Source organism: Streptomyces yongxingensis (genome assembly GCF_055597465.1).
Map to the genome: position 1 here is coordinate 886,919 of NZ_CM145717.1, position 25,300 is coordinate 912,218.

Here is a 25,300-nt window from a genome sequence, read left to right on the forward strand (position 1 = left end):
ATGACCGCCTCTCGATGGTGTGCGGCCGGTCGGGATCAGTCCGCGGCGCGGGGTTCGAGGACGAAGGTGTGCCGCAGCACGGTGTACGGCTCGTCGGTCAGCTCGCGGCACGGCCCGGCGCCGGCCTCGTAGGTGTCATAGGACGTGATCAGCGACTCCTTGACCCCGAACACCGGGTCCGTGTCCAGGTACGCATCGTCCGACGGGAACAGCATGGTGGTCACGCGCTGGAATCCCTCTGCCTCGATCAGCAGGTGCACATGGGCGGGACGCGTGAGCGACCTGCCGGTCGCGCCCAGGAGTTCGCCGACGGGGCCGTCACCGGGGATCGGGTAGCTGGACGGGCGGATGGAACGGAAGCCGAAGTGTCCCGTCTCGTCGGTGCGGAACAGCGCGCGCATGGCCGGGTCGACCTGGCCGGGCACATCCACGTCGTAGTGGCCGTCCCCGTCACTGTGCCAGACGTCCACCGCCGCGCCGGCCACCGGCGCCCCCGCACGGTTCACGACCCGTCCCTCGAAGAACAGCGGGGTGCCGGGAAGACCTCCGGAGATGTCGGCGGCATCGGCGTGCCGCGGCCTGTCCTCCCTGAAGAAGGGGCCCAGGACGCTGTTCTGGGTGGTTTCCGTGGGTCGTCGGTTGCTCAGGGAGTCGACCAGCATGGTGATGCCCAGCACGTCGGACAGCAGGATGAACTCCTGGCGCGTCGATGTGCACATCTGCCCGGTGCGCGTCAGGAAGTCCACTCCCCGCGCCCACTCCTCCTCCGTCAGCTCGACATCACGGACGAAGGCGTGGAGGTGCCGCACCAGCGATTCCAGGATCTCCGCGACGCGGGCGTCCTTGGTGTCCCGCATGGTGGAGATCACGGCATCGGTGATGGTGTCGCTGGTCAGATCACGCATGGCGCGCTCCCGTGGTGGTTGGGTGTCGATGGCGGACTCGGTCCGGGGATGTTCGTCGCCCGATGACGTTCACGGTGTCTCGCCGGCCCAGGCACGGGTCAAGAGGGCGCGCACCGCGGTCCGTTCCACCGGCCGCGGATTCCAGTAGCCGTCCCGCACGATGAGTTCGGCCGCCTGCTCGATGCCCGATTCCGGCATGCCGAGGTCCCGCAGAGCCCTTGGGGCGCCGAGCCTCCCGGCGAAGTCGAAGAGACCGCTCGCGGCGTCGTCCCGGGCCAGCGCCCATGCGATGCGTGCCATGGCCTCGGGTGCCGCCGACCCGTTGCAGGCGACGACATGCGGCAGGACGACCGTGTGCACCCGACGGCATCCGAGCGCATCGGGCCCCCGATGCACGAATGTCTTCATCAGAATGTCCTCGGTCCCGCCGCCGCTCTGTTGGTGGAAGGAAGCTTCGACACTCGGATGATCTCCGTCAACGGAATCGGCGCGCGATGACGCGCCCGAGGGCGTGGAGGTGATCCTGGAGTCGGAGAACGGCATCTGGCACCGGCCCCTACCCCCCCCCGAGGACCAGGTCGATCCCGGCCGGACGGCCGCGTCAGCCGCGGCAGGTCAATCAGTGGGCCGTGGGTGGCGCAGAGGGGCCCGCTTCTCCAGCTCCTCCTCGTCGACCAGCGTGAGCATCGGCTGGCCCGGCGCGCACAGCATGAACACCACGAACTTGCTCGGGGCGTCCGGCAGCGCGTTGCCGTTCTGGTAGTGGATCACGTCACCACCCGGCTCGAACAGCGTCTCACCTGCCTTGATCACGCGCTCGGGCTCGCCTTCGAGCTCGAACCGGATCGCGCCCTCGGTCACATAGCCGTAGCACGGCCCCGAGTGGCGGTGCGGAGGAGTCCCGGGGTCGCCGGGAGGCCACTCGACGAGGACGGTCATCCCCGAAGCACCCTCGGGGATGAAGGGCGGCTTGACGTCCGCCAGCATCTTGGGTCCGGTCCCATCCACTGAGTCCATCTCGTGCACTGTGCTACACCTCCGTGGGCTTGCCCGGAACGGACGGACGATCCGCGTCGGCGATTCCGGGCTCGAACAACTCGAATCACAGGGAAGAAAAGGCACGGCCCGCATCTGTGACACGCCGTGCGCCTCGCCGTCTCGGCAGAGAGCCGGATGACCGTTGTCGCGGCACCAAGCGTGGTGGAGGTTGGTGAGCCTCCGCGCATCAAGGGTAGTCCGCACTCGCCGGTGGCGGCGGCCATCAGGGAAGACGCGGTGGGCTCAGCCGAACTGGCCGACCTGGTAGCCGCCGGTCGGCTGCTGGTTGATGATGTTGATGCGGTTGTAGCTGTTGATGACGGCGATGAGGGAGATCAGCGCGACGAGCTGGTCCTCATCGAAGTGCTTGGCAGCGTTCGCCCAGACCTCGTCCGTGCCCCCGCCAGCCGCGTCCGCGACCCGGGTCACGCGTGTGGATGGGGACCGGTCCCGACGCGCGTCCTTACGGTGACGGGCATGGTTCGAATGACGCGCCGCGGGGCGCTGATCGGGGTGGTGGCCGCGGTGCTCGCGGTGGCCGGGCTCGGCGCGTATCTGCTGTGGCCCGCCCCCACGCTGGACGCCGCGGACCTGGACGCGGCGCTGCCGACCAAGCGGGACCTGCCCGGATTCGTCCCGCACGACGGGCTCACCGGTGCGCTGTCCGTGCCGGCCGGCAACAAGGAGGGGCGATCCGTGCTGGCCGGCACCGACCTGGACAAGCAGTGCCGGAAATGGCGCAAGGAGGGCGACGGCTGGGCGTGCCGCCACCTGCACGGGGCGGGGATGGTCGTGCTCGAACGGTCGGAGAACGTGTTCTTCCGGGTCATGTCCGATGTCCTCGCCTACGACGACGAGGACGCCGCGGAGGCGGCCTGGGACGGACTGGTGGCCGACAACCGCGAAGAGATCCACAAGATCCGGGGCGCCAAGGAGCACTCGTCCGATCTGGGGGACGCGGCTCTGTCCCTCAAGGCGCCGGGCGTCACGGTCCTGGCGATCCGGATCGAGACGGTGGTCGTGGAGGCCATCGTCTGGGACGGGAGCGACCAGGTGAGCAAGGCGGACGAGGACGCGATGGCGGCGAAGTGGCCCGCGCTCCAGCTGACGAAGATCGAGAAGCAGCTCGGCTGACCAGGGGTGGTGTATGCCGCGGCCGCGGCATACACCACCGGCCGCCGACACGATGAGGGGCCTTGACGGGGAGAGTGGCGATATGGACGAGCGGACGGCCCACCCGACGGGCGAGAGTGTCCCGTCCGGGGGTGGCGAGGACGAGGGCGGGCGGCTACGAGCCGAGTGTGAACGCCTCCGGGAGGAGGTCGGGCGGCTCAGGTCCCAGGTGGAGGGGCGACGGGCCACCCGCGTCTCGACCGATGTGCCCGGCCCGGCGTGTGACGGGGCGGTCGGGGGCGCGGGGGAGCGAGCGGATGGCGTACCCGTAGCCCGCGCACTCCAGAAGCCGCCGCCCGCGCCCGCTCCGCACGCCCCTCCGGGTGCGGACGCCTCCCCCGCGCATCCGCGCGTTCCGGGGGTCTCCCGCCGGGGCCTGCTCGTCGCCGGTGGCGCCGTCGTGGTCGCCGGGGGCGGGGCCGCCGCCGCTGTCCTCGCCCGGGACGACGACTGGTCCTCCTCCCCTCGCCCCCGGCCGCCGCGTCCGCGCCCCGTGACGAGCATTCCCGCACACCCCACGATCCGCCGCCTCGCCACCCTCAAGGGCCACACCGGCACCCTCGGCGGGGTGTGGTTCGGCCCGGACGGGCGGACGCTGGTCTCCACCGAGGCCGATGTGGGAAACCTGCGGCTGTGGGACGTCCCGGAGCGCCGGCGGATCGGCGCGCCGCTGACCTCGGCTGTCGTCGTCTTCCAGTCCGTGGCGATCAGCTCGGACGGCACCACGCTCGCCACCGGTGGCGCGGACAGGGCGCAGTTCTGGCAGATCCCTTCGCTTCGCCGCAGTGGCAGGCCGCTGAGTCTGCCGGACCACACACAGCGGCCGTTCGAGGTGGTCGCCTTCAGCCCGGACGGCCGGACGCTGGCCTCGGGCGGGACGAACGACCCGGGCGGCGACGTCGTGCGGCTGTGGGACGTGGCGTCCCGCAGGCAGCGGGGCGAACCGCTGACCGGACACGAGGGCGGTGTCGAGGGCCTGTTGTTCAGTCCGGACGGCAAGACGCTGGCCGTGAGCAGCCATGTCGGCGACGGGGTCGTGCGGCTGTGGGACGTGGCGTCCCACAGCCGGCGGGGCGAGCCACTGACCGGACACGAGGGCGGTGTGGGCGCCATGGCGTTCAGCCCGGACAGCAGGACCCTGGCGGTGAGCGCGAGTGTGGGGGGCGATGGCCTCGTACGGCTGTGGGACACGGCCACCGCCACCCGGCGCGGCAAGCCGCTGCGCGCCCGCACCGTCGGCGTCAGCGCGCTGGCCTACAGCGGGGACGGGAAGACCATCGTCACGCTCGGCTTCTACAGCGGGCTCGTGTTGCGTTTCTGGGACGCGGCCACGCACAAGGAACGTGCGAAGCCCCTGGAGCTCGCGTCCCTGTCCCAGCCCACGGCCTTCACGGCGGACGGGCTGACGCTGGCGACCGGCAGTTACGACGACAACGCCATACGGCTCTGGCGGATCGAGTAGCCGCCGGGGTGGCCGGTCTGGCGGTCGGTGCATCACACGGAGTGGAACAGGGGAAGGGTGGAAGCGGGGCATGGACGAGCGAGGACCCTCGCCGGAGGGCGTACGCGGCGCCTCATCCGGTGCGGGGCGCACCGGGCCGGACGACGGGAAGACGACGACGGAAGCGGACGCCGGGGCCGAGGAGCTCGGCCGACTCCGGGCCGAGCGCGACCGGTTGCTGGCCGAACGCGAACGTCTCCGCTACGAGTTGAGCGGACCGCCCTCGCACCCACCGCGGATACCCCCGAAGCCCCTGCCGCCGATACCCGCCAAGCCCCTGCCGCCCTCGCGGCGCCGTCTGCTCATCGGCGCGGGCGCTGCCATCGCGGTCGCCGCCGTGGCCGTGCCCACCGGCATCGCCCTCTTCGGCGGCGACACGGATGGCGGGACGGACACCTCCCGCGGCAAGCCCGGCAAGGACGCCTCCGGCACCCCCTCCGCCACTCCCCTGCGTACGCCCCCGCCCGTCGCCATTCCCGCCCATCCCAGGCTGCGCCCGCTGGCGACCCTCGAGGGACACAGGGGCGAGATCGGCACGCTGCGCTTCAGTCCGGACGGGAAGACCCTGGCGTCCAGCGAAGCCCAGGACGGAGTGTTGCGGCTGTGGGACGTGGCCACCCGCAAACAGCGGGCGAAAGCCCTGCTCTCCTCGCTCGTCGTCTTCGAGGGAGTGGCCTTCAGCCCGGACGGCCGGACGGTGGCGACCGGCCACGAGAGCAGAGCCCAGTTCTGGGACGCGGCCACCCTGCGCCCGCGCGGCAAGGAGATCGCCCAGCACGACGATCCCCTTCTGTCCTTCGAGACGATCGCCTTCAGCCCGGACGGCAGGCTCTTTGCCACCAGCGGCTTCATCGACCAGGAGATCCGGTTCTATGACGTGGCCACCCATCAGCGGAAGGGCGAGCCTCTGGAGTCCGCAGGCGCCCACCAACTGGTGTTCAGCCCGGACGGAAAGACCCTGGCCAGCGTGGACGAGTCCGGTATGGACGGCGTACGGCTGTGGGACGTGGCCTCCCGGAAGCAACGGCCTCGACCGTCGAACGACTTCTTCGGCGGTGCCGGCCACATGGTGTTCAGCCTGGACAGCGGAACCCTGGCCGTCGCCAACGACTCCACGGAAGTCCTCTTCTTCGACGCGATCACGGGCAAGGAGCGCGGCAAGCCACTCGCCGGTCACAGTGGCTCCGTCACCGGCCTGGCCTACAGCACGGACGGCGAGACCATCCTCACCACCGACTACAGCGGCCTGCACCTGTGGGATGCCGCCACCCACGAACGCCGCGCCGCCATCACCAACCCCGGCCGCTCCATCGCCCAACTCGCCTTCAGCCCCGACGGCCGCACCCTGGCCACCCTCGGCTTCCAGGACAGGACGATCCACCTGTGGCGCCTGGAGTAGGTTCATGTGCTGCCGAACGCATGTCGGATCCAGGAGATGCTCATGACGCGACTGGGACAGTGCTGGTTCTGCGCGGGCGAAACCAACGCCACACGGCACGATCGCGTCGTCGGGTTGCACAGGGATGTCCAGTCCGGCCCCACCTGGTACCTGGGCGTGCGCACCAAGTGGCAGAGCATCAGCGTCCGTGTGCCACGGTGCGAGCGGTGCCACGTCGGCCATACAATCGCGCAGTCCATGCTGGCGGTTTCCATCGCCGCGCCCATCGCCTACGCCGCCAGCGGTGAGTTGGACACGCTCCTCGGGATCCTGCCGAGCACATCGGCCGGCAAGGTCCACTCGGTCATATGGGCCGTGGTGGCCTGCCTTCCCGCACTGGTGTGGATCGCCACCCGCCAGGCGTGGCTGCCCTGGCACCGCCTCGCGCCCCGCCCGCTGCGCCACGCCCGTCGCCACCCTGCCGTTCAGCAACTGAGGGAGGACGGCTGGCGCTACCGGCCGGGGCCCTTTCCGTACTGGCAGAACACCAAGGACCCGGACCTCGACCACCTCTCCGGGCCGTCTGCCCGCCCCCGGCGGATCCTCGGCCGCATCACCGGCCTGCTCGGGCTCGCCTCCTTCGTCGTGACCGTCGTCCTGTACCTGCGGGACAGTGAGTTGGCGGCGTTGTTCCTGGTGATCGCCTTCGGTCTGGTCTTCCTCTCCTCGAAGATCGACCCCGAAGGGTGAACGCGGCCGGGGCCGGGCCTATGCGTCGGGGCGGCTGTCGGAGAGCTGTTCGCGGATCGCGTCCATGTCGATCAGCGACCAGATCTCCGCGATCCTGCCGTCCTGGTAACGGTAGAAGACATGCTCGACGAACGAGATCGACCGGCCGGTGGGCGGTATGCTACGGAAGCTCGTCGCGGGGGTGCAGTCGAACCGGATGCGGCACGCCACCTCCTCGCCCTGGACCACGAGCCGCTCGATCGCGTAGCGCAGGTCGGGGATCTCCGTTGCGTCGCGGCGCAGCAGGTCCTGGAACTCGGCGATGGTGAGCGTCCGGTCGTTGTGCACCACGGGGTCGTGCACGAACTCCGGAAGGTCGTGGAAGCGCCGCTCGTTCAGGCAGGTGAGGTACCCGCGATAGCGGCCCTCAAGAGCGAGTTCAGCCATGGGAGTTGCTCTCTCGGTTTCGTGGCGCGGTGCGGTACGGCACCGCCGGTCGAGCCGTCAGGCCGGGTGGTCGAGTGCGCCGGCGATGAGTGTTTCGAGTTGTTGCGCTTGGCCACGACCGTACTCCCCTGTGGCGACAACGCTCGTCACAACCTAGCGCCCTTCAGCGGCAGAGCGCGTTCCCGGCCTGTGCGGCGCGTGATGGCGAAGGCCACAAAGCCCAACATCACCCACAACGCGCCGTCGCCGAAAAAATCTGTCCCCCGTGCGAGCTACGCGAGGTGCCCTCCATGGGGTGACGATCTCGGGCCGCCACATCCCTAGCGTTCGGAGCAGCCGCGGCGTCCGCCCGCGGATCTGACGAAGGACTGAGGATGCGACGTTCCTACGTGGCAGAGTTAGCCACTCCTGGTCATAAGGTGCCGGTGCGAGCCTGCGTCGACGAGTCGAATCCACCGATATGGCTGTTCCCTTCGGTCGGTGAGTACCCGGTCTACGACGACTTCGTGTACGACATGATGATCAAGGATGAGCGTCGAACGGGCCGGTACGCCGAAGCCGTCCGGCGCTACGCCCCCGGCCGGACCGTGCTCGACATCGGCACGGGAAAGGACGCGGTGTGGGCGCTGGCCGCCGCTCGCGCCGGAGCGCGGCATGTGTGGGCCGTGGAGGTCATCCCCAAGTCCGTGCGGATCGCCCGGAAGACCATCGAGGAGGCGGGTTTCGCCGACCGGATCACGGTGATCGAGGGGTTGTCCACCGAGATCGAGCTCCCCGAGCCCGTCGATATGTGCGTCTCCGAGATCATCGGCACGCTCGGCGGCTCCGAGGGCGCGGGCTCGGTGCTGTGGGACGCGCGGAAGCGGCTGGTGAAGCCCGGCGGGATGTTCATCCCGCACCGCAGCGCCACCACGGCCGTGGCCCTGGACCTGTGCGGTGCGGCGGGGGGCGAACTGCCCGGTTTCCCGTCCGCCGCCTTCGGCTTCGTGGAAGAGATATTCGCCGCGGTGGGCCGCCCCTTCGACCTTCGGGTCTGTCTCGCGGGGCTGCAGGACGTGCCGGGGGTGCGGGAGCGGTCTTATCTGTCCGGCCCCGTCGAGGTGGAGCCGCTGGAGTTCAACGGCGCATTGCGGCCGGAGGGCGTCGACCGCGCCGAGCTGACGTTCACCCGGCCTGGCCGCTTCTCCGGGCTCGCACTGGGCATGCGTCTATGGGTGGCCGAGGGGGGCGAGCCAATCGACTCGCTGTTTGAGTGGAGCAGCTGGACCCCCGTCTATGCGGCGCTGTCGGAGGAGGGCCTGCCGGTGGGACCGGGCGACCGTTTCGCCTTCGAGTTCACCACGACGATCAGCGACGACGGCGTACACCCCGACTACGCGCTCGTCGGCGAGTTGCACCGGGACAGCGGTCCGGCGGTGCCGTTGCGCTGGAGCTCGACGCACCATGGGGACGGTTTCCGCGAGACGTTCTTCCATCGCCGCCTCTTCCCCGAAGCCTGATCCACGAGCCCCACCATGCTCCCGAAGCGCACCGCCGGGGAGACCCATCGGAGCCCTCCCAAGGGCCGGCGCCGGACCGGCCCTCGGGGCTTGTCTCCGGTGCGCCATCCGGCCCGACACCACCGCTACACTCGCCCGGTGATCAGTGTTCGGCGGGTTTCGGAGATGTGGCAGCGGTTCGATGTCACGGTCCGGGATCTCCCGCTCGGGCTGCTGATGCTCGCCGGGTCGCTCATCCCGGCGTTCCACAACCACGGGACACAGCTTGGCGGACTGCCCGCCCGCCCCTTCGACACACTGGCCATCGTGGCAGTCGCCCTCCAGTGCCTGCCGCTCGCCGTGCGGCGACGGTGGCCGGTGGTCTGTCTCGCCCTGGTGTCGCTCGGCTTCGCCGTCGATCAGCTCCGTGGCTACCACTCGTTCGCGGGCACCGCGGTGCCCATCGCGCTGCTGAGCGTGGCATCCCATCTGGAGCGGCACCGGCGCGCCACCGCGCTCGTGTTCTCCGTGGCGTACGTGCCACTGGCGGTCGCGCTCCACCGGCTCGGTTCGGGCGCCGAGGCGCCGAGCGAGTTCGTGATGTACTACCTGGCGCTGGCCCTCCCCTGGGGCATGGGGTCGTGGCTGCGCTCCACCCGGGTCGCGGAGGCGGAGCGCCGCCACCGCGTCGCCGAGGACACCCGCGCCGCAGAACGCGCCCGCATCGCCCGTGAGCTCCACGACGTGGTGACCCACCATGTGACGGCGATGGTCGTACAGGCCGAGGCGGCACGCTATCTGACCGCCGCGCCCGAGCGCCTCGACCAGGCCCTCACCGCGGTCACCGAGACCGGCAGACGTGCCACCGCCGATCTGCGCCATCTGCTCGACCTGATCAACCCCGACCACGGCACCGAGGCCACGACACCGACTGTCGGCAGACTTCTCACGCTCGTGGAGCAGACCCGCCGGTCCGGGCAGCCGGTGGAGTTCACCGAGGAGGGCACACCGGCGGAGTCGACCGGCAGCGCCGACCTGGTGGCCTACCGGGTCGTGCAGGAGGCCCTGACCAACGCCCTCAAGTACGCCCACGGCAGCCGCACCTCGGTCCAAGTCCACCACGGCGAAAGGGAGATCACCGTGGAGGTCAGCACGGACGGTTCCGGTTCCCGGGCCCCCGCCTCGCCCGGTGGGAGCGGGCGGGGGCTGGCCGGTCTGCGCGAACGGGTCGACGTCCTGGGCGGTGACTTCAGCGCGGGCGCCCGGACCGGCGGTGGCTTCGTGGTCCGGGCGCGGATACCCACGGGGAGCCCGTCGTGAGCGAGTCGATCCGGGTCCTGGTCTGCGACGACCAGGTGCTGGTCCGCACCGGGCTGGTGACGATCATCGACGCCCAGCCCGACCTCGAGGTGGTGGGTGAGTGCGAAGACGGCCAGACCGCGGTCGACCTCGCCGGCCGGCTGCACCCGGACGTCGTGGTGATGGACGTCCGCATGCCGGTGCTCGACGGCATCGAGGCCACCCGCCTGCTGGCCGGTGCGGAGGTGCGGCGTCCCGTCAAGGTGCTCGTGGTGACCACGTTCAACCTGGACACCTATGTCTACGAGGCGCTGCGCGCGGGGGCGAGCGGGTTCCTGCTCAAGGACGCACCGCCGTCCCAGCTGCTGCACGGGATCCGGACCGTGGCCACGGGCGCGGCCCTGCTGGACCCCGAGGTGACGCGCCAGCTCGTGGGCAGGTACGCCGCCCGGATCCGGCCCCCCGAGGGCGCGCCGCACGACATCCCGCTGACCCCCCGTGAACTGGAGGTGCTCCGCCTCATCGCGAACGGCCTGTCCAACAGCGAGATCGCCGCGACGCTGGTGATCAGCCAGGAGACCGTCAAGACCTTCGTGTCACGCATCCTCACCAAACTCGGACTCCGCGACCGTGTGCAAGCGGTCGTCTACGCCTACCGCCAGGGCCTGGTGACCTGACGCGCCACACGGCTGACCACCGGGGCTCATGCCTTAATCAGTTCCTCGCTCATCTCCCAGAGCCGCCGGGCGGACTGCGGGTCGATGGCGTACGGCACGACGTCGGCGGGAGGGTCCTGGTCGGCGCCGAAGGCGATGGGGGCCGGGCTCTTGATCCCGCGGTCGGGGTCGACGACGGGCCGGCCGGACTCGTCGAGCAGTCCCATGGCCCTCTGCCGCTCCTCGCCGACCGAGCCTGGCCACCGGATGACACGTTGACGACCCGGGCACCGCGAGCGGCGCGCAGCGCGGGCAGCAGGCCCAGGGGGAGCTGGAAGTGGCCCAGGTGGTTGGTGGCGAACCGCGGCTCGTAGCCGCGTGCGTCGCGCACCAGGTGTTCGGGGAGCGGCATACCGGCGTTGTTGACCAGGATGTGGAGCGGGCGGCCGGAATCGAGGTACCGGACCGCGAAGGCGTCGATCGGCGTCGGGCCCGGACCGTGGCGGGCATGCCGCCGCTCACCTACCTCAACCGCTGGCGGATGCTGCTGGCGGATGCTGCTGGCGCAGCGCGCCCTGCGCGACGGCGACGATCCCATCGGGTCGCTGGCATCCACCCTCGGTTACACATCCGTGAGCGCCTTCAGCTCCGCGTTCAAACGGGAAGTGGGAGAGTCACCGCTGCGCTACCGGCACCGGCTGCGTGACGAGAGGCTCGACCGTTGACGCCGCGTTGAGGCTGTGTCGAAGCCGTTGAGGGCCGTGGTGGCCGGTCACCAGCCGCTGACGCGGTCCCAGACGGCTTGGACGGCGGGTGCGTCCGCCGCTGTCCGGCCGCTGTCGATGACGTGGTAGCCACGGTGCTGTGCCGCGGTGGCGCAGGCGTGGTTGGGCAGGACGCGCAGACGGGTGCCGATGGGCAGGTCGGGCAGGGTGGCGCCGTCGCGGGCGGTGATGGTGCCGTGCTCCTGGCTCGCCGCGCTCATGACCAGGCCGGGGATCAGGTGCCCCGCCAGGTCGGTGACCAGGCCGTACCCCTGGTCCTGGGGCTGGGCCGCCGTACCGCGGTCGCGGGACATCGCCATCCAGCCGCCGTCGGTGACGATCCAGCCGTACTCGGGGCGGTGTCCGATGACGGTGACGACGACCGACAGCGCGAGGTCGTCGATCCGGCACACCCCGAGACCGGCCATCACCAGGTCGAAGAACACGTAATTGCCGGCGCGCAGTTCGGTGACGCCGGTGAGGTCCTCGACGGCGTGCGCGGTGGGCGTCGAGCCGACGCTGACGGTCGCGACGGGCAGGCCGGCGGCGCGCAGCCGCTCGGCGGCGGCGACGGCGGTGTCGCGTTCGTTCTCCGCCGCCAGCCGCCGCTCCTCCGCCGAGTAGGCGAAGTAGGACTCGCCCGCGTGGGTCAGCACACCGTCCAGGCATCCGGCGTCGTGCAGGGTGCGACCGATGTCGAGGAGTGCGGGGTCGTCGGTCTTGAGGCCGCCGCGGTGGCCGTCGCAGTCGATCTCGATCTGCGCGGGAACGCTGATACCCGCCCGGCGGGAGGCTTCCGCCACGAAGGTGGCCTGCTCGGGGCTGTCCAGCAGGACGCGGAGGGTGACACCACGGCCCAACAGGGCGAGCACACGCGGGAGTTTGTGGGGGTCGATGCCGACGGCGTAGGTGATGTCGGTGTAGCCGCCGTCGGCGAACGCCTCGGCTTCGGCGAGCGTCGAGACGGTGATGGGGTTCGGGGCGGCGCCGTGCATGAGGGCGGCGACGTCGAGGCTCTTGGCCGTCTTGACGTGCGGCCGCAGAGCGACGCCGAGATGGTCGGCCTTGGCGGCGAGTCGGTCGATGTTCCGCAGCGCCTTGTGTGCGTCGACCACCGCGAACGGGGTGTCGGGATCGGCCAGCGTTCCGGCAGTGGTGGAGGGCGTGGTGGTCATGGGGTGACGTCCATCTTCTCGAGTAGGGCCGGGCCGCGTCCCGCGCCCATATCAATCGACCGAAATTCTACTTCTAGACAATACCGCTAGGCCCGCGTGGACTGCCACACCCACGGGGTCACCTGTCAATGCGGTGATGTCATGCCCTCTGCAAGGGGATATCGGGAGGTTGACAGGCCAGCTCAGTGACATCATTCTGATTCCGTCACCGTATAAGCCGGTGACGATCGCCGATCTCACCTCGCCTCCCCCATCGATGAGGACCCCACCTTGCGAGACCAGAACGAATACCTGTACTTCTTGCGCCGCGCCTTCGACGGGATGCTCGCAGCGCTGGAAGACCTGGGTGATGACCTGGGAAACGTCCGCCCGCCGCTGCCGGGCGCCAACTCCGTCCACGCGATCGCGCACCACTGCGTCGGGGTCGCCGACTACTGGATCGGGCACATCATCGCCGGACGGGAGGTCGACCGTGACCGCGCCGCGGAGTTCACCGCCACGGGAAGCGCACACGAGCTGCGGCGGAAGGTCGACGCACTGTTCGAGCGGCTGGCGACCGACCTCGAATCGGTGACGCCGACGGCGCTCCCGCGCACCACACCACCCGCCGAGTTCGAGGGGCCGGACCGCCCGCTGAGCGTGGGGGGCGTCCAACTCCACGTACTCGAAGAACTCGCCCAGCACCACGGCCACATACAGATCACCCGTGATCTGCTCATGCGGGGAGTTCGCTCATGAGCGTCACCCCGCCCGAGCCGGTGCCCGGCTTCGATGACCTCGGCCTCGACTGGCTGCGCGCCCGCCGCAGCGTCAAATGGCACCGTCCGGGACCGCGGGTTCTCCCCGCATGGGTGGCGGACATGGACTTCCCCACCCCTCCGGTGGTAGTCGCCGCACTGCGGGAGGCCGTCGACCGCCGCGATCTCGGCTATCCGGACTGGCCGGAGGGCAGTCCGCTCCGGCGCGCCTTCGCACGGCGGATGATGGACCGCTACGCATGGGCGGCGCCCGCGGACCGCGTGCGTGAGCAGACCGATCTGATCCAGTGCCTGCAACTCGTCCTGCACCTCGCGACGAGCGCGGGTGACGCGGTGGCCGTACAGACGCCCAACTACCCTCCGTTCCTCGCCACGTTGGCGACGATGAACCGACGAGCCGTGCCCATCCCGATGCGAGACTCCGCCGACGGCTGGTGCATGGATCCGGCCGCGCTCGACACCGCGGTGGCAGAGTCGGGCTGCAAGGCGCTGGTGCTGGTCAACCCGCACAACCCGACGGGCCGCGTGCTGACCCGTGCGGAGCTGGAGGAGATCGCCGCCATCGCCCGTCGGCACGATCTGCTGATCATCAGCGACGAGATCCACGCCGAGCTGGCCCATGAGCCGCATCGTCACATACCGTTCGCGAGCCTGTCCCCGGACGCCGCCCGCCGCACCGTCACGCTCACCTCCGCCACCAAGGCGTTCAACCTCGCGGCCATTCGCTGCGCGGTCACCCACTACGGCCCGGACCGGCTGCTCGCACTGCGCGACGCGCAACCGCCCGACCTGTACGGCGCCGTATCGCCGCTCGGCGTCATCGCCACCGAGGCCGCGTGGCGAGAGGGCGACGCCTGGCAGCGCGACCTGCTCACCGTGCTGGACCGCAACCGCCGACGGGTCCATCAGGTGGTGGGCGCCGAACTCCCGCGGCTGCGTCATCACCTGCCGGAGGCCACCTATCTGGCCTGGTTCGACGCACGGCCGCTGGGGCTCGGCGAGCCACCCGTGGAGAGGGTGCTGAGGGAGGGCGATGTCCTGCTCGACGGTGGTAGTCCCTTCGGCCCGGACGCCGACGGCTTTCTGCGGCTGAACTTCGCCACGTCCCATGCCGTCCTCGAGGACATCCTGGCGGGACTCGTCCGGGCGCTGCGGCCTGAGCGGAGCCGATGAGCTGACGCTGGGAACGGGGGCGGAGCCACTGAGCTGACGCTGGGAGGGTGAAATTCCCTGGCGTGGCGGCCGGAAGGGACGGAGACTCGCCTCATGGCTGATCTGGGGGCGTTCCGGGAGGCGGTCACCGCGTGGGCGGCCGGTGGCCCCGGCGGCCCCGCGCGCGAGCTGGCCGCGCGGCTGCCCGTCCGTGCGGTCGTCCTGCTCGAAGGGCCGAGCGACGCCGCGGCGGTCGGCGCGCTGGCCGCGCGCCGCGGCCGGGACCTGGCGGCCGAAGGAGTCTGCGTCCTGCCGATGGGCGGTGCCATGAGCGTCGCACGCTTCGCCCACCTCCTCGGGCCACCCGGCCTGGGCCTCCGCCTCACCGGACTGTGCGACGAGGCGGAGCGTCGCTTCTACACCCGCGGTCTGGAGCGGGCCGGCGCGGCGCGGCAGGAGTTCTTCGTCTGCGCGGCGGATCTGGAGGACGAGCTCATCCGCGCGCTGGGCGTGACACGGGTGGTGGAGCTCGTCCGGGCGGAGGGTGACCTGCGCGCCCTGCAGACCTTCCTGCGCCAGCCCGTACAGCAGGGCCGCACCTCACAGCAGCAGTTGCGGCGCTTCCTCGGCACGAAGAAGGGGCGCAAGATCCACTACGGCCGCGTCCTCGTCGAGGCCCTCGACAACGACCGCGTACCCGCGCCACTCGACGCCCTGTTCACCAGCCTCTGCCCCCCGAAGGCCCGGTGAGCGATGGTGAACTCGAGCCATGCCGTTCTGCCCGGACCTTCGCGCGGCGGCCGACCGGACATCACGACGTGACGTCCACCAGGACCTTGCCGACCGCGCCGCTCTCCACCGCTCGGTGCGCGTCGGCGGTGCGATCGAGCGGAAAGCGGACCAGCGGCAGGCCGTGCTCCTCGCCGACCGGCAGCGCGCCGCCGCGCACCGCGGCGGCGACGTCCTCGACGGCCGCGGCGAGCGCCTCTGAACCGACCGTGTAGAGCACCACGAACTGGAAGCGTGTGTTCAGCATCATGTTCCGCCTCACGTCCAGTTCGACCGGCTTGCCACCGTCGTTGCCGTAGGTCGAGATCGTGCCGCGCGTCCTCAGCACGGCCATGTCCAGTGCGAGGTTCGCGCCCAGCGCCACCTCGGCGACGATGTCGACGCCGTCCGGGGCGATCTCGCGGATTTCGGCGGCCGGGTCGCCCTCGCGATAGTTGATCACGTGGTGGGCCCCGGCGGCGGTGGCCAGCCGGGCCTTCTCCGGGCGGCTGATCGTGCTGATCACGGTGGCGCCGGCCCATCGGGCGAGCTGGATCACCGCATGCCCGACCGCCCCGGCCCCGCCCGCGGCGAGCACCACCTTGCCGTCGAGCGCCCCGGGCCGCAGCCGGCGCGGTCCGTCCTCGGCGACGGTGAGCGCGCGGTGCGCGGTGAGCGCGGGGACGCCGAGTGAGGCCCCGGCGTCGAAACCGGCCTCGTCGGGCAGCGGCACCGCCCGCTCGGCGGGCACGACGGTGAACTCGGCGGCGGTACCGGTGGGCCGCCCGGCGGCGGCCAGGAACAGCCAGACCCGCTGACCGACCCGGCTCCGGTCGACCCCCTCACCGACGGCGTCGATCGTGCCGGCGCCATCGTGGTGCGGGGTGACCTCGGGGAAGTGCTTGGGGCCGGTCGCGCCGGAGCGGGCCTTCCAGTCGGTCGGGTTGATCCCGGACACGACGATCCGGACGCGCACCTCGCCGGGGCCGGGCGCGGGCAGGTCACGGTCGACGAACTGAAGAACGTCGGCGTCGCCGGTGTCGCGGTAGATGATGGCTTTCATGATCCGTCCTCAGAGCCTGGTGGAGCGGGGTTTCCCGGCCCGGCCTGGCGTTCCGTCAGGCCGTCCGGCGGTGGTCGCGACCCTGGTCGCGTTGGTTCCGGTCAGCCGATGGGGACCTCGTTGGAGCGGGACTCGACGGCGTCGAGGGTGACGCTGCTCAGGCCGATCGCGCCGACCTTGCCCTCGTCGCGCAGCGCGGTCATCATCACGAGCTGGTCGTCGAGGTCGACGACCTGGTCGCCCTCGGGGAGGTCAAGGCGCTGTCTCCCCGGTCGGTGATCGCAAGGCGCTGTACAGCAGTTCGGCCTGATAGAGCGCCATCACCCGGTGGGCGATCGGGGCGGCGCGGCCCCGGGCCCCGGCCGGCTCGTGATGCTCGACCTTGACCAGCCACGCCGTGACGCAGTCGTGCAGCATCGCCCGCATCCGGTCCGTCATGTCGAGGACGATGTCGCGGATGGCCGGGTCGGTGGTCGCCTCACCCCAGGTCTGCACGCCGACCCGGGCCTCGGCGGCGTCGATCGCGGCGACCAGGCGGGCGAGCAGTTCGTCGGGGCCGGGCGGAGTGTCGCTCGCGGCGTACTCGCCGAGGACCTCGGCACGCTTGGCGAGCACCTCGCGGGCGGCCGCCTGGACCAGGTCGGCCTTGTTGCGGTAGTGCGCATAGATCGAGCCGGCCGAGAGGCCGGACTCGGCCGTGATGTCGGCGATCGAGGTCCGCTCCAGGCCGTTGCGGCCGAAGCAGCGCACGGCGGCCTCGGCGATCTGGGCACGCCGGAGTTCCTTGCGCGCGTCGGTGAGCCGCGGCACCGCACACCCCCACAAAAAGAATAGTGGTTCTGCTTGTGAAGCACACTAACAGAATCGCTGCTCCTTTTGTGGTTCGGAAACAGACGGTCTCAGGGCGGCAGGCTTCAGGTTCAGGCTTCCATGACGGCCTGCTGCTTCTTCCGCTTCCGGTAGCTGGCGGCCTTGTGCTTGTTTCCGCACTCCGCCATCCCGCACCACCGCCGGGCTCCGGAGCGCGACACATCCACGAAGAGACGCGTGCAGTCGGGGTTCGCGCACTCCTTGGTCTTGGCGAGCTGGGCCGAGCTCAGCAGGTCCACGGCGTCGCGGGCCACCGCACCGAGGACCTCGTCCACGCCGCCCGTCCGCGTCAGCCGCCCCGACACGTCGAGCTGATGCCTGGGGAGCGGCAGCCGGGCCGCGTCGTTCACCTCGGCGAGGGCGTCCCTGGACTCGGCATCCGAGGGGTCCCCAGGAGGCCAGGAACGCACCAGTGCGTAGACCGCCTCCCGCAGACGGCGGACCCGCTCCAGCCCGCGAGTGTCCATGGGGCCGGGGTCGTCCAGCAGCTCCGCCTCGCGGATCCAGCGGCTCACGTCGCTCGGGGAGGTCAGCAGCTCCGTGCGGAGGCTGCGTCGCCACAGCTTCGTGCCCGCCAGGTCGAGGCAGAGGCGACCGCTCACAAAGACGAACTCATCCACGTGACCATATTGCCGGGTGACGTCCCGGTTGTCGACGCCCGATCCTGGCGGAAGGCTCTCCTTGCCTCACCAGGGAGAACGGGAATCGCCTTGATCGAGTCCAGCCTGCCGCCCCCGCCGTCGTTACCCGCTTGACAGGTAACACAGTGATCACGGGCCGATGCGGCCCTTGCTGCCGGGTGCGCTCCAGCGCTTCGACGGCCTCGGCCTCCGTGGTGAGGATGCGCTCGGCGTGCAGGGCCGGCGAGCGCGGCTGCGCACTCGTCCAGTCCCTATAGGGGTCCTAAAAGATCAAGAGCATGGACCGTTGGTAGACGTCAACGTTTGCTGTGCTGCACGATGACGCGGAGATAGCTGATCGGCATCGCTCTGTCCTGACAGCCCTGCCGCCCCTGGGCATGGCCCTCCTCGCCCGGTGAAGTGGCTTCTGGAAGGGAGTGGTCTGTTGTCCTCCTCCGCCTTCCGCACCGTTCCCGCCTCCACCGACGTTGTGATCATCGGTGGTGGAGTGATGGGTGCGAGCACCGCGTTTCACCTCGCCGAGGCCGGGGTGACGAACATCGTCGTCGTCGAGCGCGGCGACCTCGGCTGCGGCAGTTCGGGCAAGCCGATCGGCGGCGTACGCGCCCAGTTCTCCGATCCGCTCAACATCGAGCTGGGCAGCCGCAGCCTGCGCGCCTACCAGGAGTTCCGCCACCGGCCCGGCGCCGACATCCGGCTCGACACCGTCGGCTACCTCTTCCTGCTCGACAGCGCACAGCAGGCGAGTGACTTCGAGGCCGGGGTGCAGCTCCAGAACAGCCTCGGCGTGCCAAGCCGCATGATCAGCCCCGACGAGGCCCAGCGCCTGTGTCCCTACCTCAGCACCGACGGCCTCGTGGCCGCCGCGTACTCCCCGGCCGACGGACACGCCCGCCCCGGACTGGTCGTCCAGGGGTACGCCCGGGCCGCGGCGCGGGCCGGCGTCACCATCGCCACCCACACCGCGGTGTCCGGCCTCGACACGGCCGGGGACCGGGTCGTCGGTGTGCGCACCAGCCACGGCCACATCGCATGCTCCACCGTGATCTGCGCGGCGGGGGCCTGGTCGGCACGGATCGGGGAGATGGCCGGTGTCAACCTCCCGGTCCGGCCGGTGAAGCGGCAACTGGCGTTCACCGCGCCGACCGCGCCGACCGCCCCGCGCATTCCGTTCACCATCGACTTCTCCTCGACCGCCTACTTCCACAACAGCGACGACGGTCTGCTGCTCGGGCTGGCCGACCCCGACCAGGAGGACGGCTTCGACACCACCTGGACACCGGAGTGGCTGGAGCTGTTCCGCACCGTCGCCCGCCACCGCGCCCCGGCACTGGCCGGCCTGGAGACCGTCGGCGGATGGGCCGGTCTGTACGAGGTCACACCGGACCACAACGCGCTGATCGGCCGCTCCGGCGAGCTGCCCAACTTCCTGTACGCGGCCGGGTTTTCCGGCCACGGCTTCCTTCAGGCGCCCGCGGTCGGCGAGGTCGTGCGCGATCTGTACCTGGAGCGGGAGCCGTTCACCGACATCTCCCCGCTCAGCGCCGACCGGTTCCGCCGCGGCGCCGGGGCCCGCCCCGAAGCACACGTGGTGTGAACCGTGAACCCCGATCGAAAGGCCGAACCATGTCAACGCTCAGTCAGTGGCAGCTGAGGGCCGCGTTCGCGGCGCGGCTGTCGGAGATGTACGGGCAGGAGGTTCCCGCCTACACCACGCTCGTGGACGTCTCGCGCGAGGTCAACGAGGACGTCCTGCGCGCGCGGGGAGCCGATGCGACACGCCTCGGGTCCATCAGCCGGGTGACCGCCGAGCGGCACGGGGCCATCCGTGTCGGCACGCCCCGGGAGCTGGGTCAAGTGGCGCGGATCTTCGGCGCCCTGGGCATGCACCCGGTGGGCTTCTACGACCTGCGGGAGGCCGCGGCCAGCGCCGTCCCCGTCGTCTCCACCGCCTTCCGGCCGGTGGACGGCGAGGAACTGGCGCGCAATCCCTTCCGGGTGTTCACCTCCCTGCTCACCCCGGCCGACCCCCGCTTCTTCGACGCCGAGCTGCGCTCGCGGCTGGAAGCCTTCCTCGCGGACCGCGAGCTCTTTCCCCCCGAGCTGCTCGCGCTGGCCGACCGTGCCACGGCCGAGCGGGAGCTGCCGCGGGAGGAGGCCGAGCGGTTCCTGCACCTGGCCGTGCGGGCATTCGAGCTGTCCGCCGAGCCGGTCGACAAGAGCTGGTACGAGACCCTGGAGCGGATCTCCGCCGTGGCCGCGGACATCGGCGGTGTGCGCAGCACCCACATCAACCACCTCACCCCGCGCGTCCTCGACATCGACGAGCTGTACCGGCGCATGACCGACCGCGGTATCGAGATGATCGACACCATCCAGGGCCCGCCCGGCTGGAAGGGCCCCGACGTGCTGCTGCGGCAGACCTCCTTCCGGGCCCTGGCCGAACCCCGCGCGATGCGGACCCCGGACGGCAGTGTCATCAGCGGCGCCCTGCGGGTCCGCTTCGGTGAGGTCGAGGCCCGCGGCATCGCCCTCACCCGCGAGGGCCGCGCCCTCTACGACGAACTCCTCGGCCACGTGGACGAGCAGGCGTCCCAGAACCCCTCGGCGTCCCGGGGTGAGATCGCGCGCGCCGTGTGGGAGCGGCACCTGCCCGGCACCGAACAGGAGCTCGCCGCCAAGGGGCTGGCCTACTTCACCTACCACCTCCACCCCGACCGGCCCCACGGCGGCAGCGGGCCGCCCACGGGCGTCGGCGAGCTGCTGCGGCAGGGCTGGGTGCGCGCCGAGCCCATCGTCTACGAGGACTTCCTGCCCCGCTCCGCCGCCGGCATCTTCCAGTCCAACCTCAGCGGCGAGGGCACCCGCCACAGCGACCAGCAGGGCACCGCCTACGACGCGGACTGGCTCTCCGGCGCCATCGGCCGCGACGTCCTGGACCCCTTCGCCCTGTACGCGCAGCAGCAGAGCGACTCCCTCGCACACGTCGCCCGTGAACTGGGCCTCACCGGCACCCTCGGCTGACCCCTCACCCCCGGAGGACCACCATGACCGGCACCGCACTGCCCACCACGGACCACCTGCGCGCCCGCGCCCGTGCCGCCCTCGACAAGGTCGGCGCCGACGTGGCCGAGGGCGGCGACTTCTCCGCCCGCACACCGCTCACGGGCGAGAACCTCTTCGGGCTGACGGCCGCCACCGACGCCGACACCGAAGACACCATCGCGGCGTCCCGTACGGCCTTCCTGACCTGGCGCACCACGCCGGCGCCGCGCCGCGGTGAACTCGTCCGCCGCCTCGGCGAGTTGCTGCGCGAGCACAAGAGCGACCTGGCCGACCTGGTCACCATCGAGGCGGGCAAGATCCGCTCCGAGGCGCTCGGCGAGATCCAGGAGATGATCGACATCTGCGACTTCGCGGTCGGCCTGTCCCGGCAGTTGTACGGCCGCACGATCGCCTCCGAACGCCCCGGCCACCGCCTGGCCGAGACCTGGCACCCGCTCGGCGTGGTCGGCGTCATCTCCGCCTTCAACTTCCCCGCCGCCGTGTGGTCGTGGAACACCGCCGTCGCCCTCGTCTGCGGCGACACCGTCATCTGGAAGCCCTCGGAGCTCACCCCGCTGATCTCCCTGGCCTGCGACCACCTGCTCGCCCGGGCCGCCGAGGAGGCCGGCGCGCCCCGCGACGTACACCGTCTCCTGCTCGGCGACCGCGCGGTCGGTGAGAAGCTCGTCGACGATCCGCGCGTCGCCCTCGTCAGCGCCACCGGCTCCACCCGCATGGGCCGCGAGGTCGGCCCCCGCGTCGCCGCCCGCTTCGGCCGCAGCCTGCTGGAACTCGGCGGCAACAACGCGGCGATCGTGGCCCCGTCCGCCGACCTCGACCTCGCCATCCAGGGCATCGTGTTCGCCGCGGCCGGCACCGCGGGCCAGCGCTGTACGACGCTGCGCCGCCTCATCGTCCACCGCGACATCGCCGACACCCTCGTCGAGCGGCTGACCGCCGCCTACGGCAAGCTCCCCATCGGCAATCCGTTCGAGGACACCACGCTGGTCGGCCCGCTCATCTCCCCCGCGGCCCTCGACACCATGAACAGCGCCCTCACCCGCGTCCAGGCCCAGGGCGGCAAGATCCTGGCCGGCGGCAACCGGCGCCTGGCCGAGGCCGCCCCCGCGGCCGCCTATGTCGAGCCGGTCCTCGTGCGCGTCGACGCACAGACGGATGTCGTACGGGAGGAGACCTTCGCGCCGATCCTGTACGTCCTCACGTACGACACCCTGGAGGAGGCGATCGCCCTGCACAACGACGTCCCCCAGGGCCTGTCGTCCAGCATCTTCACCCGCGACCTGCGGGAAGCCGAGATCTTCCTGTCCGCCGCCGGCTCCGACTGCGGCATCGCCAACGTCAACATCGGCACCTCGGGAGCGGAGATCGGCGGTGCCTTCGGCGGCGAGAAGGACACCGGCGGCGGCCGGGAGTCCGGCTCCGACGCCTGGAAGGCGTATATGCGCCCGGCCACCAACACCATCAACTACTCCAGCGAGCTCTCCCTCGCCCAGGGCGTCAGCTTCCTCTGATCAGGCACCTCTCTCACTCATGCGCGGACGGCGGTCCGTCCTTCCCCCCGTGAAGGACGGACCGCCGTCGTGGTGGGGTGTGGCGGGTGGTGGGGCGGCGCGGGGTGGACCGCGCCGCCCGCCGTGCGGTACCGAGACTGCCGCCCCACCCCGGCTACTCGCCAGGGCCCGCGGCACATTGCGGAGTTCGGGGGACGTCCCACGCGCTGACCTGCGCGGATGCCGTCCGCGAGAACGCACCGCTGGGACGCGCTGAGCCGGGCTCCGGGGCGCACGCCGACCGAAGGGCGTGCGGTGGGGCAGGGCAGGGAGAACCAAGAGGGCTTAAAGCACCGGCCCAGAGCTCACGGGAGGTGGATAATCCGGGCTCGCGGGACTCAATGCGTATGGGGTGGAACATGTCGCGTTGGAGGCCATTACCGGATTCGCTCGATGACCGGGTCCGGCAACTGGTTGTGCAGTTGCGCCGGTTGAAGGACCGTAGCGGGCTGGGACTGCCGTCGCTGGAGTCCAAGACCGGCTACAGCCGCTCCTCCTGGGAGCGCTACCTCAATGGGAAGGCGCTGCCGCCGCGGCAGGCGGTGGAGGACCTGGCCCGGGTGGGCGGCGTCGAGCCGACACGCCTGCTGGTGCTCCACGAGGTGGCCGAGGCCGCGTGGCGGGAGAAGGCAGCGGGGTCGGACGTACCGGCGTCGGGGGACCAGCCGGCGTCGGCGGACACGCCGGGGCCAAGGGGCGTACGCCGCGGAGTGCTGATCGGCGTCTGCGCGGCCGTGGCGCTCGGCACCCTGCTCGTCGGACTGCTGATCGCGGCGCCCTGGAACGACGGAGGGGGCAGCGGGAAGGACGCGGCCGAAACGAAGCCCAGCGCGGCGGCCGGGCCCTCTCATGGGACCTTCGCCTACAGGCCGGGCAAGACCTACCCCTGCGCCGTCAAGCGGGAGCACGGACGGAGCTACGCGGGCTACAGCACCACCCGCACCGCCGTCCTCTCCCAGCCGGGTTGGGACGTCGTGGAAGCCCAGTGCCTCCTGCGCCACCTGGGCTTCGACCCCGGTGGCGCCGACGGCGTCTACGGGGAGCACACCACACGGGCCGTCAAACGACTCCAGAAGAAATCCGGGCTGCCGCCCGATGGCATCGTCGGCCCGCACACCTGGCAGGTGCTCCGAGGATGAAGGACACCACACCGCCCGCCACCGCATCCGCCTGCGCCCGCCTGGCCGCCGGGCTGCGCGAGCTCAGGGCGCGTACGGGCCTGAGCATGGCGGCGCTGGCCGAGCGCACCACGTACAGCAAGTCCTCCTGGGAGCGCTATCTCAACGGCAAGCAACTCGCCCCGCGCCAAGCGGTCGAAGCCCTGTGCACGATGGCGAGAGAGCCGCCCGGGCGCCTGTTGGCGCTGTGGGAGCTGGCGGACGGCGAGTGGAGCGGCCGGGCGGGCAGCACGCCACGCCCCGCGACCGCACACGCTACGGCGCGACCGGAGCCCGATGTCATGGGCGGCCATGGCCGGTCGCCGCATCCGGCCGAGCCGGACCAACGACACGGCAGGCGCATCGGGTTGCGCGGATGGGCCGCTGTCGGCGTCGCCGCGTGTGTGGCCGGGGCCGCCGTGGCAGCGGTGTGGGTGGCAGTCCTGGCGAACACGGGATCGAGCGACTCCGCGGCGCACGAACCCGCGTCCACCGCGCCACCGGCCCCCGGTTGCCGTGCTCAGGGCTGTGTCGGCAAGGACCCGGGCCTGATGGGCTGCGGCACGCCCTCAGGGGTCCGCGCGCTCGGCTCGCCGCTCCGCACCTCCACCGGCGCCCGGCTGGAGTTCAGATACAGCGCGGCGTGCTCCGCCGCATGGGCGCGGATCTGGCACTCGCACATCGGAAACGTCATCGAGGTGTCGGCCGATGGCGGCAGGCCGCAGCGGGCCGAGGTCACCGACACCTACGACGCACAGGACTACGTCTTCACACCCATGGTCGACGGCACGGACCTCACCGAGCTGCGGGTCTGTTTCGAACCGAGACTCCACAGCACCCGGGAGTGCTTCACCCGCTGACCGGACGGGGCCCATGCGCGCGGGTCCCGGCCAGGGCCGAAGCCATGGATGCCGTTTGAGCCCAAAAGAATACCGGGGTACAGTACGACGGCTCCGCTCCCCCACCGCGTTCGACATCCACACCCCATAGGTGGTTTGACATGCGCGCGTCGCACTTAGGTGAATGTTGTCCTGGTAGAGAATCCGGCACTCGATGAATTTCTCGAGGTGGCCGTCGGTGAGTACCAGCGCATCACCTCCGAAACACCGCTGCCGTGCTTCGCTCTCCTCGTGGGTTCGGCGGACCAGGCGACCTTGACCGTCGAACGCGTCGCGTTCGGCCGCAATGCCCGTACCACCGACCCGGCCGCGCGCCGTGAGTTCACCGAGTCGATCGTGCCGCTCTTCGGCCCGGCGTACGAGAACGAGACGCGCGGCTGGTGGATCGACTCCCACGACCTGCTCAGAGCCTCGCGCGAGGCCGAAGCCGACGGTCTGGAGATCCTGGGGTCCGTGCATATGCACCCCGACTGGCATCGCATCGGCCCGCCGGAGGAGCGGCAGCTCATCCTCAGTGAGCGCCCGACCCCGATGGATCAGCACGTCTTCGGCAACACCGGCTGGCCCGTCAACCTCATCTGCTACCTGGAACGTCGCGGCGACGTCATGTACCACGCCCTCGCCGCCTGGGCGCCGCCCCCGCCCGAGAGCCCTCACCTTCCGTGCGCCGAACTCCCCCTGCGGATACGGACCAGGGCCGTGGTCGGGGTGTGAGGCCGATGACCGCGACTGACGACGAGCGGGTCCAAGGGCTGTGAGCTCTTCCGCGCGGGAGCCGATGACGCCTGGGCGCCGGTGACGCTTGAGCGCCGATGGCGACCGGGCGCCTGACG

The 25,300-nt window shown here is 71.0% G+C and carries 26 protein-coding genes and 4 pseudogenes; 17 read left to right on the forward strand and 13 right to left on the reverse strand.

Going from position 1 to position 25,300, the window contains the following annotated elements; translation table 11 throughout:
• Positions 1–35: 35 nt before the first annotated feature.
• From ACZ6TD_RS03995 to ACZ6TD_RS04010, 4 genes and pseudogenes are all read right to left on the reverse strand, one after another.
• Positions 36–905, reverse strand: a complete 870-nt coding sequence (locus ACZ6TD_RS03995) for a dioxygenase family protein (protein ID WP_471350569.1) — start codon at positions 903–905, stop codon at positions 36–38.
• Between the two features lie 69 nt (positions 906–974).
• Complete coding sequence (locus ACZ6TD_RS04000; protein WP_471350572.1) at positions 975–1,448, reverse strand: hypothetical protein; 474 nt, start codon at positions 1,446–1,448, stop codon at positions 975–977.
• 72 nt (positions 1,449–1,520) lie between these two features.
• Positions 1,521–1,922 carry a cupin domain-containing protein gene (locus tag ACZ6TD_RS04005; protein WP_471350578.1) on the reverse strand — a complete coding sequence of 134 codons (402 nt, stop codon included), beginning with the start codon at positions 1,920–1,922 and terminating at the stop codon, positions 1,521–1,523.
• A gap of 264 nt (positions 1,923–2,186) precedes the next feature.
• Positions 2,187–2,369: pseudogene (locus ACZ6TD_RS04010) on the reverse strand (carboxymuconolactone decarboxylase family protein); the annotation flags it as partial.
• 51 nt (positions 2,370–2,420) lie between these two features.
• Between ACZ6TD_RS04010 and ACZ6TD_RS04015 the strand changes: the two are divergent.
• From ACZ6TD_RS04015 to ACZ6TD_RS04030, 4 genes are all read left to right on the forward strand, one after another.
• Positions 2,421–3,077 carry a hypothetical protein gene (locus tag ACZ6TD_RS04015; protein WP_471350580.1) on the forward strand — a complete coding sequence of 219 codons (657 nt, stop codon included), beginning with the start codon at positions 2,421–2,423 and terminating at the stop codon, positions 3,075–3,077.
• A gap of 82 nt (positions 3,078–3,159) precedes the next feature.
• Positions 3,160–4,578 (forward strand): WD40 repeat domain-containing protein, encoded by a 1,419-nt coding sequence (locus ACZ6TD_RS04020; protein ID WP_471350583.1) that lies wholly within the window; start codon positions 3,160–3,162, stop codon positions 4,576–4,578.
• A gap of 70 nt (positions 4,579–4,648) precedes the next feature.
• Complete coding sequence (locus tag ACZ6TD_RS04025) at positions 4,649–6,016, forward strand: WD40 repeat domain-containing protein (RefSeq protein ID WP_471350585.1); 1,368 nt, start codon at positions 4,649–4,651, stop codon at positions 6,014–6,016.
• Between the two features lie 237 nt (positions 6,017–6,253).
• A complete protein-coding gene (locus tag ACZ6TD_RS04030) occupies positions 6,254–6,745 on the forward strand; it encodes a hypothetical protein (RefSeq protein WP_471350587.1) in 492 nt (163 codons plus the stop codon).
• An 18-nt stretch (positions 6,746–6,763) separates the two neighbouring features.
• Here ACZ6TD_RS04030 and ACZ6TD_RS04035 read toward each other — a convergent pair whose 3' ends face one another.
• Positions 6,764–7,171, reverse strand: a complete 408-nt coding sequence (locus tag ACZ6TD_RS04035; protein ID WP_471350589.1) for an ester cyclase — start codon at positions 7,169–7,171, stop codon at positions 6,764–6,766.
• Positions 7,172–7,320: 149 nt separating this feature from the next.
• Positions 7,321–7,422 (reverse strand): annotated as a pseudogene (locus ACZ6TD_RS04040) (DUF5933 domain-containing protein); the annotation flags it as partial.
• Between the two features lie 123 nt (positions 7,423–7,545).
• On the opposite strand from ACZ6TD_RS04040, the gene ACZ6TD_RS04045 reads away from it, so the two are divergent.
• The 3 genes from ACZ6TD_RS04045 (at position 7,546) to ACZ6TD_RS04055 (ending at position 10,625) form a co-directional block, all read left to right on the forward strand.
• Positions 7,546–8,670 (forward strand): 50S ribosomal protein L11 methyltransferase, encoded by a 1,125-nt coding sequence (locus ACZ6TD_RS04045; RefSeq protein WP_471350591.1) that lies wholly within the window; start codon positions 7,546–7,548, stop codon positions 8,668–8,670.
• Between the two features lie 165 nt (positions 8,671–8,835).
• A complete protein-coding gene (locus tag ACZ6TD_RS04050; RefSeq protein ID WP_471358829.1) occupies positions 8,836–9,969 on the forward strand; it encodes a sensor histidine kinase in 1,134 nt (377 codons plus the stop codon).
• Positions 9,966–10,625 (forward strand): response regulator, encoded by a 660-nt coding sequence (locus ACZ6TD_RS04055; RefSeq protein ID WP_471350593.1) that lies wholly within the window; start codon positions 9,966–9,968, stop codon positions 10,623–10,625. The genes ACZ6TD_RS04050 and ACZ6TD_RS04055 overlap by 4 nt, the downstream gene beginning before the upstream one ends.
• A 26-nt stretch (positions 10,626–10,651) precedes the next feature.
• Here the strand turns inward: ACZ6TD_RS04055 and ACZ6TD_RS04060 are convergent, their stop codons facing one another.
• The gene (locus ACZ6TD_RS04060) at positions 10,652–10,831 is read right to left on the reverse strand and encodes a hypothetical protein (RefSeq protein WP_471358901.1); all 180 of its coding nucleotides are present in this window, start codon (positions 10,829–10,831) and stop codon (positions 10,652–10,654) included.
• A 95-nt stretch (positions 10,832–10,926) separates the two neighbouring features.
• A pseudogene (locus ACZ6TD_RS04065) lies at positions 10,927–11,202 on the reverse strand (hypothetical protein); the annotation flags it as partial.
• On the opposite strand from ACZ6TD_RS04065, the gene ACZ6TD_RS04070 reads away from it, so the two are divergent.
• Positions 11,159–11,329: a helix-turn-helix domain-containing protein gene (locus ACZ6TD_RS04070; RefSeq protein WP_471350596.1), complete on the forward strand. Its 171-nt coding sequence runs from the start codon at positions 11,159–11,161 to the stop codon at positions 11,327–11,329. The pseudogene ACZ6TD_RS04065 and the gene ACZ6TD_RS04070 overlap by 44 nt on opposite strands.
• A 47-nt stretch (positions 11,330–11,376) precedes the next feature.
• Here the strand turns inward: ACZ6TD_RS04070 and ACZ6TD_RS04075 are convergent, their stop codons facing one another.
• The gene (locus ACZ6TD_RS04075) at positions 11,377–12,543 is read right to left on the reverse strand and encodes a DSD1 family PLP-dependent enzyme (RefSeq protein ID WP_471350600.1); all 1,167 of its coding nucleotides are present in this window, start codon (positions 12,541–12,543) and stop codon (positions 11,377–11,379) included.
• 270 nt (positions 12,544–12,813) lie between these two features.
• On the opposite strand from ACZ6TD_RS04075, the gene ACZ6TD_RS04080 reads away from it, so the two are divergent.
• The 3 genes from ACZ6TD_RS04080 (at position 12,814) to ACZ6TD_RS04090 (ending at position 15,203) form a co-directional block, all read left to right on the forward strand.
• Positions 12,814–13,281 carry a DinB family protein gene (locus ACZ6TD_RS04080; protein WP_471350603.1) on the forward strand — a complete coding sequence of 156 codons (468 nt, stop codon included), beginning with the start codon at positions 12,814–12,816 and terminating at the stop codon, positions 13,279–13,281.
• Complete coding sequence (locus ACZ6TD_RS04085) at positions 13,278–14,474, forward strand: MalY/PatB family protein (RefSeq protein ID WP_471350606.1); 1,197 nt, start codon at positions 13,278–13,280, stop codon at positions 14,472–14,474. Before ACZ6TD_RS04080 ends, ACZ6TD_RS04085 begins: the two co-directional genes overlap by 4 nt.
• 93 nt (positions 14,475–14,567) lie before the next feature.
• Positions 14,568–15,203: a TOPRIM nucleotidyl transferase/hydrolase domain-containing protein gene (locus ACZ6TD_RS04090; RefSeq protein ID WP_471350608.1), complete on the forward strand. Its 636-nt coding sequence runs from the start codon at positions 14,568–14,570 to the stop codon at positions 15,201–15,203.
• Between the two features lie 61 nt (positions 15,204–15,264).
• On the opposite strand, the gene ACZ6TD_RS04095 is transcribed toward ACZ6TD_RS04090, so the two are convergent.
• The 4 genes and pseudogenes from ACZ6TD_RS04095 to ACZ6TD_RS04110 all read right to left on the reverse strand — a co-directional run bounded on the left by ACZ6TD_RS04095 (position 15,265) and on the right by ACZ6TD_RS04110 (position 17,774).
• Positions 15,265–16,284 carry an NADPH:quinone reductase gene (locus tag ACZ6TD_RS04095; protein WP_471350610.1) on the reverse strand — a complete coding sequence of 340 codons (1,020 nt, stop codon included), beginning with the start codon at positions 16,282–16,284 and terminating at the stop codon, positions 15,265–15,267.
• Positions 16,285–16,418: 134 nt separating this feature from the next.
• Positions 16,419–16,529, reverse strand: a pseudogene (locus ACZ6TD_RS04100) (aldo/keto reductase); the annotation flags it as partial.
• A gap of 7 nt (positions 16,530–16,536) precedes the next feature.
• Positions 16,537–17,094 (reverse strand): TetR/AcrR family transcriptional regulator, encoded by a 558-nt coding sequence (locus ACZ6TD_RS04105; RefSeq protein ID WP_471350613.1) that lies wholly within the window; start codon positions 17,092–17,094, stop codon positions 16,537–16,539.
• Between the two features lie 110 nt (positions 17,095–17,204).
• The gene (locus ACZ6TD_RS04110; RefSeq protein ID WP_471350616.1) at positions 17,205–17,774 is read right to left on the reverse strand and encodes a CGNR zinc finger domain-containing protein; all 570 of its coding nucleotides are present in this window, start codon (positions 17,772–17,774) and stop codon (positions 17,205–17,207) included.
• Between the two features lie 445 nt (positions 17,775–18,219).
• Here ACZ6TD_RS04110 and ACZ6TD_RS04115 point away from each other — a divergent pair, with 445 nt between their 5' ends.
• From ACZ6TD_RS04115 to ACZ6TD_RS04140, 6 genes are all read left to right on the forward strand, one after another.
• On the forward strand, positions 18,220–19,392 hold the full coding sequence (locus ACZ6TD_RS04115; protein WP_471350619.1) for an NAD(P)/FAD-dependent oxidoreductase: 1,173 nt from the start codon (positions 18,220–18,222) through the stop codon (positions 19,390–19,392).
• A 29-nt stretch (positions 19,393–19,421) separates the two neighbouring features.
• Positions 19,422–20,819: a 2-oxoadipate dioxygenase/decarboxylase gene (gene hglS, locus ACZ6TD_RS04120; protein WP_471350621.1), complete on the forward strand. Its 1,398-nt coding sequence runs from the start codon at positions 19,422–19,424 to the stop codon at positions 20,817–20,819.
• A gap of 23 nt (positions 20,820–20,842) precedes the next feature.
• The gene (gene amaB, locus ACZ6TD_RS04125; RefSeq protein ID WP_471350624.1) at positions 20,843–22,372 is read left to right on the forward strand and encodes an L-piperidine-6-carboxylate dehydrogenase; all 1,530 of its coding nucleotides are present in this window, start codon (positions 20,843–20,845) and stop codon (positions 22,370–22,372) included.
• A gap of 470 nt (positions 22,373–22,842) precedes the next feature.
• Positions 22,843–23,550, forward strand: a complete 708-nt coding sequence (locus ACZ6TD_RS04130) for a peptidoglycan-binding protein (RefSeq protein WP_471350626.1) — start codon at positions 22,843–22,845, stop codon at positions 23,548–23,550.
• Complete coding sequence (locus ACZ6TD_RS04135; RefSeq protein ID WP_471350629.1) at positions 23,547–24,428, forward strand: helix-turn-helix domain-containing protein; 882 nt, start codon at positions 23,547–23,549, stop codon at positions 24,426–24,428. The genes ACZ6TD_RS04130 and ACZ6TD_RS04135 overlap by 4 nt, the downstream gene beginning before the upstream one ends.
• 207 nt (positions 24,429–24,635) lie before the next feature.
• Positions 24,636–25,181 (forward strand): MPN domain-containing protein, encoded by a 546-nt coding sequence (locus tag ACZ6TD_RS04140; RefSeq protein WP_308280267.1) that lies wholly within the window; start codon positions 24,636–24,638, stop codon positions 25,179–25,181.
• Positions 25,182–25,300 lie beyond the last annotated feature (119 nt).

Excerpts from the sequence above, each read along its gene's own strand:
- ACZ6TD_RS03995 (WP_471350569.1), bottom strand. The coding sequence starts at position 905 with ATGCGTGATCTGACCAGCGACACCATCACCGATGCCGTGATCTCCACC.
- ACZ6TD_RS04000 (WP_471350572.1), bottom strand. The coding sequence starts at position 1,448 with ATGCCGTTCTCCGACTCCAGGATCACCTCCACGCCCTCGGGCGCGTCA.
- ACZ6TD_RS04005 (WP_471350578.1), bottom strand. The coding sequence starts at position 1,922 with ATGGACTCAGTGGATGGGACCGGACCCAAGATGCTGGCGGACGTCAAG.
- ACZ6TD_RS04015 (WP_471350580.1), top strand. The coding sequence starts at position 2,421 with ATGGTTCGAATGACGCGCCGCGGGGCGCTGATCGGGGTGGTGGCCGCG.
- ACZ6TD_RS04020 (WP_471350583.1), top strand. The coding sequence starts at position 3,160 with ATGGACGAGCGGACGGCCCACCCGACGGGCGAGAGTGTCCCGTCCGGG.
- ACZ6TD_RS04025 (WP_471350585.1), top strand. The coding sequence starts at position 4,649 with ATGGACGAGCGAGGACCCTCGCCGGAGGGCGTACGCGGCGCCTCATCC.
- ACZ6TD_RS04030 (WP_471350587.1), top strand. The coding sequence starts at position 6,254 with ATGCTGGCGGTTTCCATCGCCGCGCCCATCGCCTACGCCGCCAGCGGT.
- ACZ6TD_RS04035 (WP_471350589.1), bottom strand. The coding sequence starts at position 7,171 with ATGGCTGAACTCGCTCTTGAGGGCCGCTATCGCGGGTACCTCACCTGC.
- ACZ6TD_RS04045 (WP_471350591.1), top strand. The coding sequence starts at position 7,546 with ATGCGACGTTCCTACGTGGCAGAGTTAGCCACTCCTGGTCATAAGGTG.
- ACZ6TD_RS04050 (WP_471358829.1), top strand. The coding sequence starts at position 8,836 with ATGTGGCAGCGGTTCGATGTCACGGTCCGGGATCTCCCGCTCGGGCTG.
- ACZ6TD_RS04060 (WP_471358901.1), bottom strand. The coding sequence starts at position 10,831 with ATGGGACTGCTCGACGAGTCCGGCCGGCCCGTCGTCGACCCCGACCGC.
- ACZ6TD_RS04070 (WP_471350596.1), top strand. The coding sequence starts at position 11,159 with ATGCTGCTGGCGCAGCGCGCCCTGCGCGACGGCGACGATCCCATCGGG.
- ACZ6TD_RS04075 (WP_471350600.1), bottom strand. The coding sequence starts at position 12,543 with ATGACCACCACGCCCTCCACCACTGCCGGAACGCTGGCCGATCCCGAC.
- ACZ6TD_RS04085 (WP_471350606.1), top strand. The coding sequence starts at position 13,278 with ATGAGCGTCACCCCGCCCGAGCCGGTGCCCGGCTTCGATGACCTCGGC.
- ACZ6TD_RS04090 (WP_471350608.1), top strand. The coding sequence starts at position 14,568 with ATGGCTGATCTGGGGGCGTTCCGGGAGGCGGTCACCGCGTGGGCGGCC.
- ACZ6TD_RS04095 (WP_471350610.1), bottom strand. The coding sequence starts at position 16,284 with ATGAAAGCCATCATCTACCGCGACACCGGCGACGCCGACGTTCTTCAG.
- hglS (WP_471350621.1), top strand. The coding sequence starts at position 19,422 with ATGTCAACGCTCAGTCAGTGGCAGCTGAGGGCCGCGTTCGCGGCGCGG.
- amaB (WP_471350624.1), top strand. The coding sequence starts at position 20,843 with ATGACCGGCACCGCACTGCCCACCACGGACCACCTGCGCGCCCGCGCC.
- ACZ6TD_RS04135 (WP_471350629.1), top strand. The coding sequence starts at position 23,547 with ATGAAGGACACCACACCGCCCGCCACCGCATCCGCCTGCGCCCGCCTG.